Source organism: Pseudoalteromonas sp. BZB3, assembly GCF_040104455.1.
In the GTDB taxonomy this organism is placed as follows: Bacteria; Pseudomonadota; Gammaproteobacteria; order Enterobacterales; family Alteromonadaceae; genus Pseudoalteromonas.
In genome coordinates, this window is record NZ_JBECOS010000002.1 from 111,046 (window position 1) to 125,009 (window position 13,964).

12 protein-coding genes and 2 tRNA genes are annotated in these 13,964 nt (G+C 41.2%); 6 read left to right on the forward strand and 8 right to left on the reverse strand.

The annotated features are described in order from the left end of the window. Window positions 1–34: 34 nt before the first annotated feature. From ABMY35_RS02600 to ABMY35_RS02620, 5 genes are read right to left on the reverse strand one after another with little or no spacing between them, the layout of a single operon-like run. Window positions 35–1,924: a calcium-binding protein gene (locus tag ABMY35_RS02600; protein WP_349284891.1), complete on the reverse strand. Its 1,890-nt coding sequence runs from the start codon at window positions 1,922–1,924 to the stop codon at window positions 35–37. Window positions 1,925–1,927: 3 nt separating this feature from the next. After that, complete coding sequence (locus ABMY35_RS02605; RefSeq protein WP_349284892.1) at window positions 1,928–2,446, reverse strand: DUF1566 domain-containing protein; 519 nt, start codon at window positions 2,444–2,446, stop codon at window positions 1,928–1,930. 2 nt (window positions 2,447–2,448) lie between these two features. Further along, a complete protein-coding gene (locus ABMY35_RS02610; RefSeq protein WP_349284893.1) occupies window positions 2,449–4,500 on the reverse strand; it encodes a hypothetical protein in 2,052 nt (683 codons plus the stop codon). Window positions 4,501–4,551: 51 nt separating this feature from the next. Beyond that, on the reverse strand, window positions 4,552–6,270 hold the full coding sequence (locus ABMY35_RS02615) for a hypothetical protein (protein WP_349284894.1): 1,719 nt from the start codon (window positions 6,268–6,270) through the stop codon (window positions 4,552–4,554). Window positions 6,271–6,292: 22 nt separating this feature from the next. Beyond that, window positions 6,293–6,934, reverse strand: coding sequence for a hypothetical protein (locus ABMY35_RS02620; protein ID WP_349284895.1), 642 nt, complete (start codon window positions 6,932–6,934; stop codon window positions 6,293–6,295). A gap of 242 nt (window positions 6,935–7,176) precedes the next feature. On the opposite strand from ABMY35_RS02620, the gene ABMY35_RS02625 reads away from it, so the two are divergent. After that, window positions 7,177–7,791: a PKD domain-containing protein gene (locus ABMY35_RS02625; RefSeq protein WP_349284896.1), complete on the forward strand. Its 615-nt coding sequence runs from the start codon at window positions 7,177–7,179 to the stop codon at window positions 7,789–7,791. Window positions 7,792–8,210: 419 nt separating this feature from the next. On the opposite strand, the gene ABMY35_RS02630 is transcribed toward ABMY35_RS02625, so the two are convergent. Both ABMY35_RS02630 and ABMY35_RS02635 read right to left on the reverse strand, forming a co-directional pair. Further along, the gene (locus tag ABMY35_RS02630) at window positions 8,211–8,465 is read right to left on the reverse strand and encodes a hypothetical protein (RefSeq protein WP_349284897.1); all 255 of its coding nucleotides are present in this window, start codon (window positions 8,463–8,465) and stop codon (window positions 8,211–8,213) included. Continuing rightward, window positions 8,462–8,668 (reverse strand): hypothetical protein, encoded by a 207-nt coding sequence (locus tag ABMY35_RS02635; RefSeq protein ID WP_349284898.1) that lies wholly within the window; start codon window positions 8,666–8,668, stop codon window positions 8,462–8,464. Before ABMY35_RS02635 ends, ABMY35_RS02630 begins: the two co-directional genes overlap by 4 nt. A gap of 429 nt (window positions 8,669–9,097) precedes the next feature. On the opposite strand from ABMY35_RS02635, the gene ABMY35_RS02640 reads away from it, so the two are divergent. Continuing rightward, window positions 9,098–9,328 (forward strand): helix-turn-helix domain-containing protein, encoded by a 231-nt coding sequence (locus ABMY35_RS02640; RefSeq protein WP_349284899.1) that lies wholly within the window; start codon window positions 9,098–9,100, stop codon window positions 9,326–9,328. 42 nt (window positions 9,329–9,370) lie between these two features. Here ABMY35_RS02640 and rtcR read toward each other — a convergent pair whose 3' ends face one another. Further along, window positions 9,371–10,981 carry an RNA repair transcriptional activator RtcR gene (gene rtcR / locus ABMY35_RS02645; RefSeq protein ID WP_349284900.1) on the reverse strand — a complete coding sequence of 537 codons (1,611 nt, stop codon included), beginning with the start codon at window positions 10,979–10,981 and terminating at the stop codon, window positions 9,371–9,373. Between the two features lie 256 nt (window positions 10,982–11,237). Here rtcR and ABMY35_RS02650 point away from each other — a divergent pair. From ABMY35_RS02650 to ABMY35_RS02665, 4 genes are all read left to right on the forward strand, one after another. Beyond that, a tRNA-Ser gene (locus ABMY35_RS02650) sits at window positions 11,238–11,311 on the forward strand. A gap of 2 nt (window positions 11,312–11,313) precedes the next feature. After that, window positions 11,314–11,382 (forward strand) — tRNA-Lys (locus tag ABMY35_RS02655). 174 nt (window positions 11,383–11,556) lie between these two features. Next, complete coding sequence (locus ABMY35_RS02660) at window positions 11,557–12,711, forward strand: slipin family protein (RefSeq protein ID WP_349284901.1); 1,155 nt, start codon at window positions 11,557–11,559, stop codon at window positions 12,709–12,711. 26 nt (window positions 12,712–12,737) lie between these two features. Continuing rightward, complete coding sequence (locus ABMY35_RS02665) at window positions 12,738–13,964, forward strand: RtcB family protein (protein ID WP_349284902.1); 1,227 nt, start codon at window positions 12,738–12,740, stop codon at window positions 13,962–13,964.

Below are 13,964 nucleotides of genomic sequence, written 5' to 3' on the forward strand. Positions count from 1 at the left end.
TTAGTTTTGACTAAGTTTTTAGAAATGATGCGGGTTAAATTGGTTGCTCCGAGATAACGGCCATTTTTTTAGTTTTCAAATTCAATAAGAATTTGGCGATGTACCCCTGTTTGATTTGCTCAAACAAAATGAACTCAACATCACTGTCTAGTCGATAGGTAACTTGCCCTGTGTAGAGTATGGTTTTGTCAGTTTGATAACTTAGAGTGTAAGTAAGATCTTGCCTATCATCGGCAATCACCCCAGGTAAAAACCTATCGATTCCTGCACCTAATGAAATAACAATTTCAGTGTCATTCGATAACTTTTCAGTAGCAGATAAACCATGTTTTAGGGTATTTGGTAATGCATTACCAACGATAGACTGTATATTGACGCTCGCTTTAAGATCAGCATATGCGACATTCTGTAATTCGATGCGGTTCTGTCCTGTCCCGCCATCAATTACATTGACCGAAGATGAAAGATAAAAAATATCATTGCCTTCACCACCATATGCACTCGTCAAACTAGAAGAAATAAAAAAGGTGTCATTCCCTTGTTCACCAAATAAATCATCACTCCCTGCTGTGCTATGCAACACATCATTGCCTAAACCACCGTAAAGGGCTTCATTACCAGCGCTGTCACTTAACGTGTCATTACCGGCTAAACCTTCAACTTTCTCAATACCCTGCGCAGGGATCAGTTGGTTATCTAACGCATTGCCTTGTAATATTTCGACACTTTGAATATTGGTATGTAATTGGGTGAAATGCTGCTCACCATCAGCGAGTCGAATGGTATCTTGGCCCGAACCACCAATAATGGCATGGCGACCATAACCTAAATTAGTAATGAGAAATAAATCGTCACCTTCTGCCCCCTCGAGCTGATCTACGCCTAAAGAGCCGTAAAAGGTGTCGTTCCCCCAACCCCCATCAATGATGTCATCACCTTCTTCACCGTATAAATGATCATCACCATCGTAGCCAAAAAGCATATCATTGCCTTTGCCACCATATAGTCTGTCATGGCCTGTTTGTCCAAACAGCCAGTCATCTTGATCGCCTGCTTGCAACAAGTCGTTTCCATCGCCGCCGTCTAGTGTATCGGCACCATCTCCGCCAAAGATTTGGTCATCGCCATCTTCACCGTAGAGCTCATCATCGCCTAACTCGCCGTACAGCAAATCTGTGCCACGGCCGCCATTTAGCGCATCATTGTCATCTCCACCTTTTAAGGTGTCGTTACCTTCATCACCAAATAAGGTGTCATTGCCTGATTGACCAAATAGCTCGTCATTCCCAGCCCCACCGCTGAGCGTATCATTGCCGACACCACCATCTAAGTAATCATGCCCGAGATGACTACTGCCATCACCAATTAAAGTATCATTGCCGCTTTCACCAAATAGTCGATCATTGGCATCTCCACCATTTAATGTGTCATCTTCAGAACCACCTCGTAATTCGTCTTCGCCTTCATCACCAAAGAGTTGATCTCGTCCTTGGCCACCAGATAGGGTATCGTTTCCACTTTGCCCATAAAGTTCATCATCACCTTCTTCACCTAGCATATTATCAGCACCTTGTCCGCCTCGAAGGTTGTCATTGTCTTGTCCGCCTTGCAGTAAATCATCTCCACTTCCTCCAAGTAAGTAGTCTTCACCACTACCACCATAAAGAGAATCATTACCTTCATCACCAAACAAAGAGTCGAACCCTTGCCCACCAAATAATTTGTCGTCACCTGCTAACCCAGATATGTCGTCATCACCATTGGTGCCACGTAAAATGTCATCACCTTCTGTCCCTGTGACCGCATTTAGAGTCGCCTTATATGCCAAATAAGCAGGTAAACTTGTTGGCATAATAAAGGTCCGAGTGTTGAGCTGTGCAGGAGCAGCCGAGAGCCCCAGACTCAATAAGGTTGTAATAAACATAAACTACTGAACTCCTTGGCTGATATCTCGAACTAAAAAAACCGATGCGGCACTACTTGAAATTCGCCATGGAACAATTTGCGCATTCGTCATCGCGATGGTTTTTAAAGCCGGAGAGGATTGACCAAGGTCAGTCGTTGCAGTCCAAATACGGCGCTGATATTTACCCATTTGTAATGGTGCTACATAAGAAAAACCCTGGCACCCACCAAAAAGAGTCATCGCTTCTTTTAAGTTCGGCAGGCGCCAATCTGTATGACCGCCAATCACAGCTTCACTAGCAAACTGAACCGCTTTAAGTCCTGTCATTCTCGAGCGCACTTCACTGTCAGACATACATTCTCCTGTCGTCGGACTAATTGCGCATGCACTCCACATCAAACCAAATTTATAATCAGTAATGGTTTGTTCTAAAACAGGACTATATCGGGCCACTTCTGGAGCATCATTACACTGTGCTATAGAGTTGGGTAAGTAGCTCATAGTACCCAGCAGGGTCGCCATAATAATTGCTTTATTCATGTTCACTCTCCTGCTATAAGTAAGAAATGGTAAGCATTTGAACTGCTTGACCATGAGGAAGTAAGCGTGCTCGGGTACCAGTTAACGATATAGTTTTGTCCCGCGTCTTCAGTTGAACTTAAAAGCTGCAGACGAGAAAACACGCGTCCAAGTGCTGGCTCAGACCCTGTTAGCCAATAAAAAGTATGTTCACTTTGGTTTGTACTCAGCACAGAGAGTAACTGTGGTGCACTGGGTAACAGCCAAGTCTGCTTACCACAACGCTGCTTTTGGTTTAACGCAGTAATATCAGCGGCTATTTCAACTAAGGTTTTCTTCGTTTGCAGGTCACCGTTTTGCTGATTTTTTAATAACCAAACTGACCCTGTGTGATTATCTCGAAGACAAGCTGCTTGGCTTGAAAAGGCCGGTAAAACCGCGCCACTATCGGAGAGAAAATCAAAGTCAAAGCCTTGTGGTCCAGCCCCTTGCTTAAGTAAAACTTCTGAAGCATCCCTTCCGCTTAACGCATCAAGTCCTGCCAAACTTTGCAGGCTATCTTGTGCCCAACGTGCGTTTTTATCTATATAAGACACATCCCCTGTGTCATTTAATCGCTGGGAGTTTAAAACGTTAATATTGGTTTTTACTGATAACACCACATCTGGTGAAAGGGTTAAATTAAGCGAGAAGCTCAAGTCTGTTCCCCCCTCATGGGCAACATAATCAGCTTCAAACTCAGTGGCTTTGTTTAATTGAACAGGTTCACCCGACACTTGTTGCCACTCAACGGCCTGTACTTGGTTTACAGGAATATCTATCTCTGCCTTTAAAAAACCTGGACTGTTGGCATATAAACGACGCATATGTGTAAAGCTAATTGTAGGTAAGCGACGCACTTTCACTTCTAGTATTTCTGAACTGCTATTACCCCATAGGTCTTCAACCGTAAGTTTAATTTTACCCATTGCATCAGCAGTAACAGCGTTTGCTTTAACTAAATAGTTTGTTTTTTCATTGCTAACAGAGATGAAATCCGGCGTTAGATTCTCGACTGTCACAATGGTTGTATCTTGCTCAGGATCGGTCGCTTCAACCACCACTTGCATTGCTTCACCAGCCCATAGCTGCTGCTTTGAAGTCGTAAAGTTCAGACTCGGTGCTTTATTTGCTTTCACCGTAATATCAAACTCTTTGGTTAAAGATGCCGTTTTGTCGAGCGAGTTAATTTCAGCTGTCACAGCAAGCGTGACTTTGCTTATCTTTTCTATGCCTTCAACTAACACGTCTGTTTGCGCTTTATTAGCTGAGCTCAACGTTACCGCTTCGGCAAGCCCTTTATTAATCACTCGCCATTGGTAGGTCACTTCATCATCTGGCGAGGTATGCTCAACCAGCGCTGATAACTGACCACTTTTATGTTCTTGGTAAGTATTTTGTGTATTAATTACTAAATTTGGCTGTGTGATCTGCCCATCTAAATTGAATGACTTAGTCACCTGGTATTGCCACCCAGATATATTCACGGTTGCTAGCACATTGATATTTTCACTTTGAAATACCGCTGAATCTAAACTCAATTCAACCTGATTATCTGCGATATTTTGAAGCGCTATACCTTGATTGCTGCCATTGTCATCGACGGCTTGCCAACTAATGCTGGTATTTGGCTCAACACCTTGCAAAGAAAGCACATTGGGTTGGTCTAACAACAAGGTATTTGGGCCTGAAATGGCGATTGAACTAGGGAGCTTTGGCTTGTTTGCTCGCACTTCTATCAAGTTCTGCTTTGTTTCGTAACTCCACCCTTGTAGGGCGTAGGTATAAATATCAATTTGGGTATCGCTGGCATATTTCGGCAGTTTTAACACAGCAAACTGTTGTTTTTCGCCATAACTTTGCAATTGCGCATAGAAACTAGAAGACTGCCATGCAAACTCGTCATATTGGGCAATTGGGCTTGCACTCAACACCACTTGCTCACCCGGAGAAATGTATTGAGGCAACTGAACTTCAAATGCCTGCACTGAAATTGAGGCCGCACAAATCAGTGCTGCCGAAATAGAACGCAACATATATTCAATCCTTATTGGAAAGACCAACCTAAGTTGGCCTTGCGATGGTGCTTATTGAGCTGAGAAAGTAAGGTACTTCTCTTTAGGAAGATAAGTAACTTTGGTTGACTCTTCTGTATAGTAGCGACTCTTATCACTATAAAAACGTGAGTAGTTCTTACGGTTATCTAAAGAACCCACAACCCAGCCAATTGCACAGCCGTAAGGGCCGAAGCTACAACCGATTTGTTGCGCGCCTTTAGACCAAGCTTGGTGCTCTGCATCATTAAGTGGTGCAGCTGAAATACGTGGATAAACGCTGTCTAGAACACCAAATGCGATACGACGCATGATTGACTCTCGTACCGTTTCTTCCATTTCTTCAGTCCAGTAACGTGATAGAGGTGGATCGATGAACTCAATCTTCAGATCTTGCGTGTTTTTAGCCCACTCGTAGAAGCTAGACTTACGTTTTTTCCAGAATAGGAAACCGCTCGACTTGTTCGACGAGAATTGACTTAAGATGTTGTGTGCTTTGTATTGTGCTTTATAGCCGAATGGTACTTCGATTAACCACTGTAAACGCAAACCAGTTTGTACGTATGAATCAAATGAAGCCGCTAGCTGAGTACCTGTTACACCTTCTTTTTTAAGTGGACATGCACCAAACAGGTTCATTGCAAGGTTTGAACTAGCTGAACCAAAGCTACCGTAAACCAATGCATCAACATCGTTAGGGTCGATGTTATTCATGTATGCACCTGGCTCTGTTGACTTATCTTCACCGTCCATTGATTCATATAAGTTAGAGAAGCCTTTTGGACGGAAGCTGATCAGCTTCTGCGCTGTATTCATAGTATGAATAGGCGTTAAATCTTTAAGTGAACCCATATTTGGATCTGCAGCATTGATGAAGTCTGGGTTCATATTTGTAAAGAACTCAGCTCCTACTAAAGGCATTTGCTTCCAAGATGTGATCTGTGGAATATGCGCATTTTGAGCTCGAATACCATCAACATAGCTATCGTAATCTAGGGTATAAAGCATCTTAGCGTTTGCACCATAGATGCTTGCTAGATCAATGTAGTTGTAGGTTGCACGACTTTCAATTCTCATCGCATAGTCGTCATACTTAATAACGCGCTCTTCAAGTGCAACGATCTGCTCGTCTAAACGAACAATATCTGCTTTCAGCCCATCGATTTTTGCTAATGCAACACGGTTATCGCTGCGGTAGCGATTATACTCAGTTCTTGCATCAGAGTAGGCTTGTACTGTATCGCGTAGGTTTTGTTGACACTCTTCTCGTGTTAACAAACCATCTTGTAAACAGAACTTATAGTCGTCATAACGGCCGTTGTAGGCAAGCAGCGCCATTTCATAGCTGTTTTTAAGTTCTTCAAACACCCAATAATCGATGTTGCCTTTCAGTTCTAACAAATCCGCGTTTGCTTGAATTTTTTCATCGATAAGAGGATCAACCTGAAGCAACAATGTTTCTGACTTATCACGCCACGTTTTTGAACGCGTTTGTGACTGATCGTAAGTTGCTTTGGCATTATCTAAATTGCCACAAAACTCAGTACCTTGAGTTTCATGATAACCAGATAAGGTTACTTTGCCTGTATTTGGCGGCGCAACATAAGCTGTTTTACAGTTTTGGCTGAATAAAATATCAGCACCACCTGATTGAATTGGGCTACTAAACTGACAATCATCACGTAGACTAGGCATAGCCATAGCGGTGACAGGCACAGAAAGTACCGCCAAAGTTAAAAGCGTCTTTTTCACTGTTTTCATCCTTAGATAAGTTTTATTTTTGAGTGTTTTCCACTCGGTTTATGACGTGTAGAACATCTTGTTCTACGTTTACTGCTTCAACCATTGGTTCAGCCAGTTCTAGCTCTCTGGCTGTACGATTTTTCCGCTCTGCAATTGCTTGCTTTACGGTCTCTTTTACAAAAGCCATATCATCTGCAAATGCATCAGGTCCGTAACGTTGCTCGAACTCTTGTTGAGCCTCTTGGGACTCAATTTCGATCAAACGCTCAGTAATCAGATTTAAGTGTGAAAAGGTGTTTCGAAGTGCTTCGACATCTTCATTTGTTAATTTATTGTTATTAACCAACTCGACCGCTTCAGCACTTTCCAAGCGTTCTTTTAAAAACGCATACTCGGCTTCCAATTCACGTTTGTCATGGAGCTGTTCGAGTGGTCTGATTGGCCAAGCGAAAATACTTTCAGGCTCTGAAGATTGTAATTTCACAGTCACTTCACTGGCCGTAGAGTCAGGTTTCATCAACAATGAAGAATCATCAAGAATGTCAGACATAGCTGTATCTTGAATAACTTCAGTGGACTTTTTATTGAATTGAGGCTGTGCTTTTTCAGGCAAAAGCATAGCTAGCGCAACGGCTCCAATAAGCGCCGCTGACGTTCCTAAAATAACTTTCATAATCACCATTCCTTGAATCAAAAGTGAGCCTCTGACAGGTAACTGAGTAGACGCTCTATAAATATTATTATCCGTTTTGAGATCCATTCGCAACACTCAAAAAACAAAAAAATTAACATTTAATTAAACTTTAATATTTGTATATACAGGCTCGAACTTGGTGTTTTATTGAAAACTTTGATATAAGATCTAATCGGTATTTCAGTAACGAAAAATTCATCTCTAAGGAAAAAGGAGAAATTATGCGCGCGCTTTCAAGCACAGCTTTAGGGCTCATATTATCACTCAGTACAACCCCAGTTTTGAGTAATGAGATTACAGCTTACCAATGGGATTTCGGGGATGGTAACACCAGCTCAGAAGCCAATCCCAACCATGAATATCAACAACCTGGCTTTTACCAAGTCACACTGAAAGCTTTTGTTAATGACAAGCTGAGTTATAGCAAACAACACCTCGTTGATGCCGTATCACCCACTATTAAAAAATTCATAATTTTAGGCGAAAATACAGTCAAAGTAGGTGAAAATCTGTCATTTACAACAGAGCTTGAAACAACGCAGCCATTACAGCTTAGCTACATATGGCGCACTCAAGAAGGTGTTGAGCACAGTGGTAATCAATACGCATTTACTGCAGAAAAGACTGGTACATTTGAATTAACTGTAAGTGGCTTTTTTGAAGATAAATTGGTCACAACTGACACGTTTTCTTATACCGTAACTACAGCTGATTCAAACCCAACACCAACCACTCCCACAGACAAAACTCAGCAGTCGGATGATGGAGGCGGTTCGTTTTTCTGGATTCTCCCGGCTCTATTTATTGCTACGTTTAGGCGTAAACAACAACGCTAAAAATTCTAAATATTAAAACAATAAAAAGGGCTAAAAAGCCCTTTTTAGTGCAAAAATCCTACATGAAAAAAATTCAAAATTACCGAATATGACAAGCTCATTACTTGAAATGTTTGTTTTTTGTACTAGCAAATTACTCTAAATTTACTTTTTCAGGTAAGTCTAGTTGACTTTTGGCTGTATTAATTCTTTATTTGAGCGTATGGCTTGATCAATTTTATGAAGCTGCTCAGGTTTAATATAAGCCTTACTAAACATGAACTTTAAGCCCTCAGAGTGAACCGGTTGAGGCAAAAGTTTTATACCCTCGAGCCCGAGGGTTTTTATGTAATTCATACCCGTTATTCTTTCTTCAATAATATAATCTATTCGCTTCGATCTGAGCATACCAAAACGCTCTGACACATTATTAGTATTCACTACGCAGTCAGGACATGACGCTCTAAACGCTTCAAATTCTCGGCCATATACGCTACTCCGAATAGATGTTTAATCGAAAAATAGTCAACGTTTTTAGCTCTTAGTAAAGAAAACACCATCATTTTTTCTTCTCTATAAGAAACAGAAAAATGCGCATTTTTAGAGCGTTCGTCCGTTTTTGTTGCTGCAAATAGCATATCCACGTTGCCAACTTCTAACTCTTTTAAAGCTCGCTTTGAAGAAGGGTAACTCACATATTGCCAACAATAACCCGCTGTAAAAAGACAGCTTCGACGATCTCAATATCTATACCTTGATAATCATTACCCTTCTTAAAAGAGAAAGGAGGCCAAGCATCGGCAACACTCACGCGAAATGTTTGCTCGCATGCAAAAGAAGTGGACGACAACATAACAATAAGTACTAAAAACACATTAACTATTTTTGAAATCAACATTAAGGCTCTACATAACAAGCCAACAATATAAAGAGCATAGTCAGCTTCATTTATAATCTCTATCTTAAAGACAATACGTCCAAGATAAGCGTAATCTGAGCACTTTATCCGCTAATTTGCATGCATTACAAGAACCTGCATCGAACTGAATAGATCGTTCAAAATAGTGCAAACTCACCTTGCCCCTCACAAAAATAGTGCATCAGCTCTAAACAAAAAAACAACAAACCAAATAAAATCAAAAACTTAAAACCTTGGCATAACTTTTTCTTAATGGAAGAAGCAAAGCAGTTATTACAGGGGTTTTCGTATGCACAACTTTATTCAAACCATGCAGCTAATTTGGCACTTAGATTGGTACTCAAAAGTGAGTATATGGCCAATTCACGAAGAAAAACAGGTTTCACAACACGCTAAGGAGCAACTTTAATGAGTATGCAACCGGGGTTAAACGAAGCCATGTTAAGCGTCATGATCGGCGAGTCGAGCCTCTCCCAAGCCGCATCAAGATATCAAGTTTCAAAACGCAGCCTTTACAGCGCATTACGTTTTGCCAAGCAAGCTCCTGAGCAGCGACAACAACACCTGCAGCGAGTGAAAGAGCAACTCATGGCAAATATCGCCAGCATTGACTCTCGGCTCGCCCAGCAAACCGCCTAACCCTAACTCCTCCAAACGTTAGGTAAAATAGCGAGTCGACGATTACTCGCTATTTTTTTGCTCGCTCAAATCTGACCATTTCAAACCAAACTTAGCGAGGTACTTCTGCAACCTTGTAGAGTCGTTTACTTGCACCTTTAATGTTCGACTAACGTTGAATAACTCTCTTCCAGCAGCTGCCATACTCGTATGTTTTTCGCATATCACAAGTACATTATTAAGTTGAATAGCGTCGAATTTATCGAGTTTAGATATTGCTTCGCTGGTTAAATACCTTTCGATCGCTTTACGTTGCGGTTCTGAGTCAGGTAAATGCCATGACTCTTTTAGTCTAGCTATTTCTTCTGTCACATCAGCTATAGCAATGCGCGATGAATCTGCAAGAGTGCCTAATCGTGTAATTGCCGAACTTAAATCTCTGAAGTTACCAGACCAAGGTGCTTGGTTTGACATTGCAAACTCTTCAAATAATCGCTTAGCTTCTTTGTTAAACCTGACTCTTTCCCCTGTTTTCTGTGCAAATAAGTCCATTTCATAGTCAATATTGCCGGGGATGTCCTCACGTCGATCTTTTAATGCTGGTAGTTTGTAAGACCACAAATTAATGCGCGCAAGTAAGTCTTCTCTAAACATTCCTTTCGCAACTTGCTGTTTCAAATCACGGTTCGTTCCGGCAATAAGTTGAAAGTTACTTTTTAACGTTCTATCACTACCAACGGGATGAAACTCTTTATTTTCTATGGCATGAAGAAGCATCGCCTGCTCTTCTAAGCCAAGCTCACCGATCTCATCCAAAAACAATACGCCCTTATCTGCCGTGAGCAAATAGCCATCTCGAGACTTTAATGCTCCTGTAAATGCACCTTTTGTATGGCCAAATAAAGCTGCCATGGCATTTTCGCCTTTCAGTGTCGCGCAATTTACTGAAACAAGTTCACCCTCTAACATGGCTCGTTTCTTTTTGAGTTGAAAGATACGAGTAGCAAGTTGGCTTTTTCCTGCACCTGTTGGACCCGTCAGTAACATCGGATCTTGTGAACGGATAGCGACTTTTTCGACTTGCGTTATAAGTTGGTTGAAGGCCTTGTTTTTAGTATGAATACCGCCTTTTAAAAATGCTTTACCCTCGAGATGTTCACGGTCAAAACGCGTTGCTATTTGATCATATTTAGACAAGTCGAGATCGATTATTTGTGCTTTACCGACCGATTTATTTTTATTGTATTTGTCTGGAGAGGTTTGAATGAGTCGACCGGGAAAATGCCGACTTTCAGTAAGCAGGTAACTACAAATCTGAACAACATGCGTCCCTGTAGTAATATGAAACAGGTAATCATTTTTCTCAGTATCAAATTCTTGTTGGGCACACCAATCATAAAGCTTGGCATATACCTCTTCAAAGTCCCAAGGGTTAGAGAAGTTTATATTATGTAATTGCACCTGTGTTTCAGGTGACACACTTTCAATATCCACAGCAACATTATTCGCGAGTTTCCAACTGTGGTTATCATGGAGCATATGCAGTTTATCGACGATTAAATCTTCTTGACTACACAAGCTAATATTCGGTCGCCACCGTGACCATCGATCAATACGCTTGCCAACAAAATCTAACTGTGTCCCGATCAATGTTACCGCAATTGTCTTCTTCACTAACCTATCCCTTAAGATACATGCATATCCAAAATATTATATTTGTGCTTTTTCGATTGTCTATATCGCTTGCAAAAAAATGAGCAAAAATAAAAAATTAACCGTTTAAAATCAACAAATTAAGACTTTTATTTTTTGTTTGATTATCGTTTGGCACATCACTTGATATGTATTATTCGTCTGGTTAAGTGGTTGTGATTCAAAAAGTCACTCCGGTGCGCTGAACAATGTGAATGCGTATTCCTAATCAAACACAATTTAAGTAGCTCAGTCAGGTAGAGCAGCGAAATAGAGTTTCGTGCGTCGAAGGTTCAAATCCTTCCTTAAATTCAGGTAGCTCAATTGGTAGAGCCTCGAACTTTTACTTCGATTGTTGTGGGTTCAAGTCCCACCCTAAACCATTTAGAAAACGAATAAGTTGATAAGTCGTGGTTACCCATGTTTAGAAAACGCATTGTATTAAAACCTGTTAGCAAGCGGGAAGCTCCCTAACATGTAAAGCTGCAAATGCCTTTTTAATCAAGTAATTCACCCTTATCAACACGCTTAGAAAGCGACATTAAAAGGTATTAAACATGTTAAGAAAAACACAAACTGTAAATGAAAATCAAAGACTTCTAGTCTTTAAAAACCAAGAGTTAATCAAAATACTAAACGCGGGTAAACACACCCTTTGGGATATTAAAAATGAACTTGATTTTACCTCTTTCGATATCAATGAATTGTTCGTTTCACTGCCAAATGTAGAACGACTTTACCGTAATAGTGAAGTGTTAAAAACACAAATTGAGCACTGGAAATTAGATAATGACCAAGTTGGTATTTTATATGTGAATGATCAACTCAAAGGCATAGTGGCCCCAAGTGAGCATCTGTATCTATGGAAAGACACAGGTGAAATTCGCCTTGATAAAGTTTCTATAAAAAACCAAATAGCTATAGAAAACAGAGTGTTTAACCTAATTATGCGAGCTGGAGCCAATAGCGCCTCACGTTTAATAAGAAGTGAAAACACTGTTGCAACCAAACCAATCGCTGACCTGTCGGTACCCAAAGATCATGTTGGCCTTTTGTATATAGATGGCAAATTGGCAGAACAGCTTCCACCTGGTAACTATGGCTTTTGGCAGTTGAGTAACAAAGTTGAACTAAAAAATTTCGATTGTCGCACTCAGATACTCGAAGTATCTGGGCAAGAGATTTTAAGTAAAGACAGGGTGAGTTTGCGTATCAACTTGAGCGCCAGTATTCAAATTAAAGATGCTCAGATCGCAGCAAGCAGTGTAGATAAGCTAGATGAATATATATACAAGACGCTGCAATTAGCGCTTCGAGAAGCCGTCGGTACTAAATCACTCGACGACATTCTAATAGACAAGCTTTATATCAATGAAACTGTAAAAGAACTTGTGACGACGCAACTATCAAATATCGGCATTGAACTCAAAAGCGTAGGGGTAAAAGACATCATTTTACCGGGCGAAATGAAGGCCATTTTAAATCAGGTCGTGGAAGCGCAAAAAGCAGCGGAGGCTAATGTCATTAAACGCCGAGAAGAAACATCCGCTACCCGAAGTTTACATAACACGGCAAAAGTAATGGAAAACAACCCAACACTAATGCGACTTAAAGAACTAGAAGCATTAGAGAAGGTAGCAGATCGCATTGATAGCTTAACCGTTTATGGTGGGCTAGATGGACTAATGAATGGTGTCGTTAAACTCACTTAATGCATAAAGACAATAACGAGAAAAATATGTGTAAAAATTTTAATATTATAGAAACCACGGACCATGCTCCGATTAAAGCTTGGACGAAAGGTGTCCCTTTTGAAGAACAAGCGCAAACTCAATTAAAAAACATAGCTGCAATGCCAATTGTGCATTCGCATATCGCAGTGATGCCTGATGTGCATATGGGTAAAGGTGCCACCATAGGCAGTGTTATTCCATCTGTTGATGCTGTGATCCCTGCTGCGGTAGGTGTTGATATTGGCTGTGGAATGGTGGCAACAAAAACCACGCTTACAGCGAGCCAACTGCCCGATAATTTAGCAGGGATCCGCCATGCCTTTGAGGCTGCAGTACCCCATGGGAGAACAGGGGGTAGAAAAGGCAAGCGTGATCGCGGTGCCTGGCATAACATCCCAGAGCTAGTCGCTGATGAATGGAAAAAACTTGAGGTACGCTTTGAGCGGATCTGCCAAAAGCACCCGGCAATAAAGAAAAGTAATCATGTAAATCACTTAGGTACCATGGGGACAGGTAATCACTTCTTAGAATTATGCTTAGATGAGCATGACGCAGTTTGGATAATGCTTCACTCTGGCAGCCGTGGCGTGGGCAATAGGATAGGTAATTACTTTATTGAACTCGCTAAGAAAGAAATGCAACGCCACCAAATGCATTTACCCGATATGGACCTCGCTTATCTGTCAGAAGGGAGCGAGTACTTTAATGATTATGTCGAAGCAGTAGAGTGGGCACAAGATTTCGCAGCCAAAAATAGAGAAATTATGATGTTCAATGCAATTAACGCACTCAGAAAGGTGTTACCTGTTTCATTTGAGACAGCGGACCTTGCGGTGAATTGCCACCACAACTATATCTCTCGCGAGCACCACTTTGGTAAAGATTGTTTTGTAACACGTAAAGGCGCGGTGCGTGCACAAAAAGGCGAGATGGGGATCATTCCAGGTAGCATGGGTGCTCGATCATTCATTGTCAGAGGATTAGGGAACCCAGACAGTTTCAATAGTTGCAGTCATGGTGCTGGCCGTGTGATGTCCCGAACAAAAGCCAAGAAGGTCTTCAACATACAAGATCAAATTGACGCGACACAAGGGGTTGAATGCCGCAAAGATGAAGCCGTGATCGATGAGATACCTCATGCATATAAAGACATAGAAAAAGTCATGGCAGCACAAAAAGACCTCGTAGAAGTGGTATACACGCTAAAGCAAATTGTATGTGTAAAAGGATAA

Coding starts and splice junctions, on each gene's coding strand:
- ABMY35_RS02600 (WP_349284891.1), bottom strand. CDS start 1,924: ATGTTTATTACAACCTTATTGAGTCTGGGGCTCTCGGCTGCTCCTGCA.
- ABMY35_RS02605 (WP_349284892.1), bottom strand. CDS start 2,446: ATGAATAAAGCAATTATTATGGCGACCCTGCTGGGTACTATGAGCTAC.
- ABMY35_RS02610 (WP_349284893.1), bottom strand. CDS start 4,500: ATGTTGCGTTCTATTTCGGCAGCACTGATTTGTGCGGCCTCAATTTCA.
- ABMY35_RS02620 (WP_349284895.1), bottom strand. CDS start 6,934: ATGAAAGTTATTTTAGGAACGTCAGCGGCGCTTATTGGAGCCGTTGCG.
- ABMY35_RS02625 (WP_349284896.1), top strand. CDS start 7,177: ATGCGCGCGCTTTCAAGCACAGCTTTAGGGCTCATATTATCACTCAGT.
- ABMY35_RS02635 (WP_349284898.1), bottom strand. CDS start 8,668: ATGTTGATTTCAAAAATAGTTAATGTGTTTTTAGTACTTATTGTTATG.
- ABMY35_RS02640 (WP_349284899.1), top strand. CDS start 9,098: ATGAGTATGCAACCGGGGTTAAACGAAGCCATGTTAAGCGTCATGATC.
- ABMY35_RS02660 (WP_349284901.1), top strand. CDS start 11,557: ATGTTAAGAAAAACACAAACTGTAAATGAAAATCAAAGACTTCTAGTC.
- ABMY35_RS02665 (WP_349284902.1), top strand. CDS start 12,738: ATGTGTAAAAATTTTAATATTATAGAAACCACGGACCATGCTCCGATT.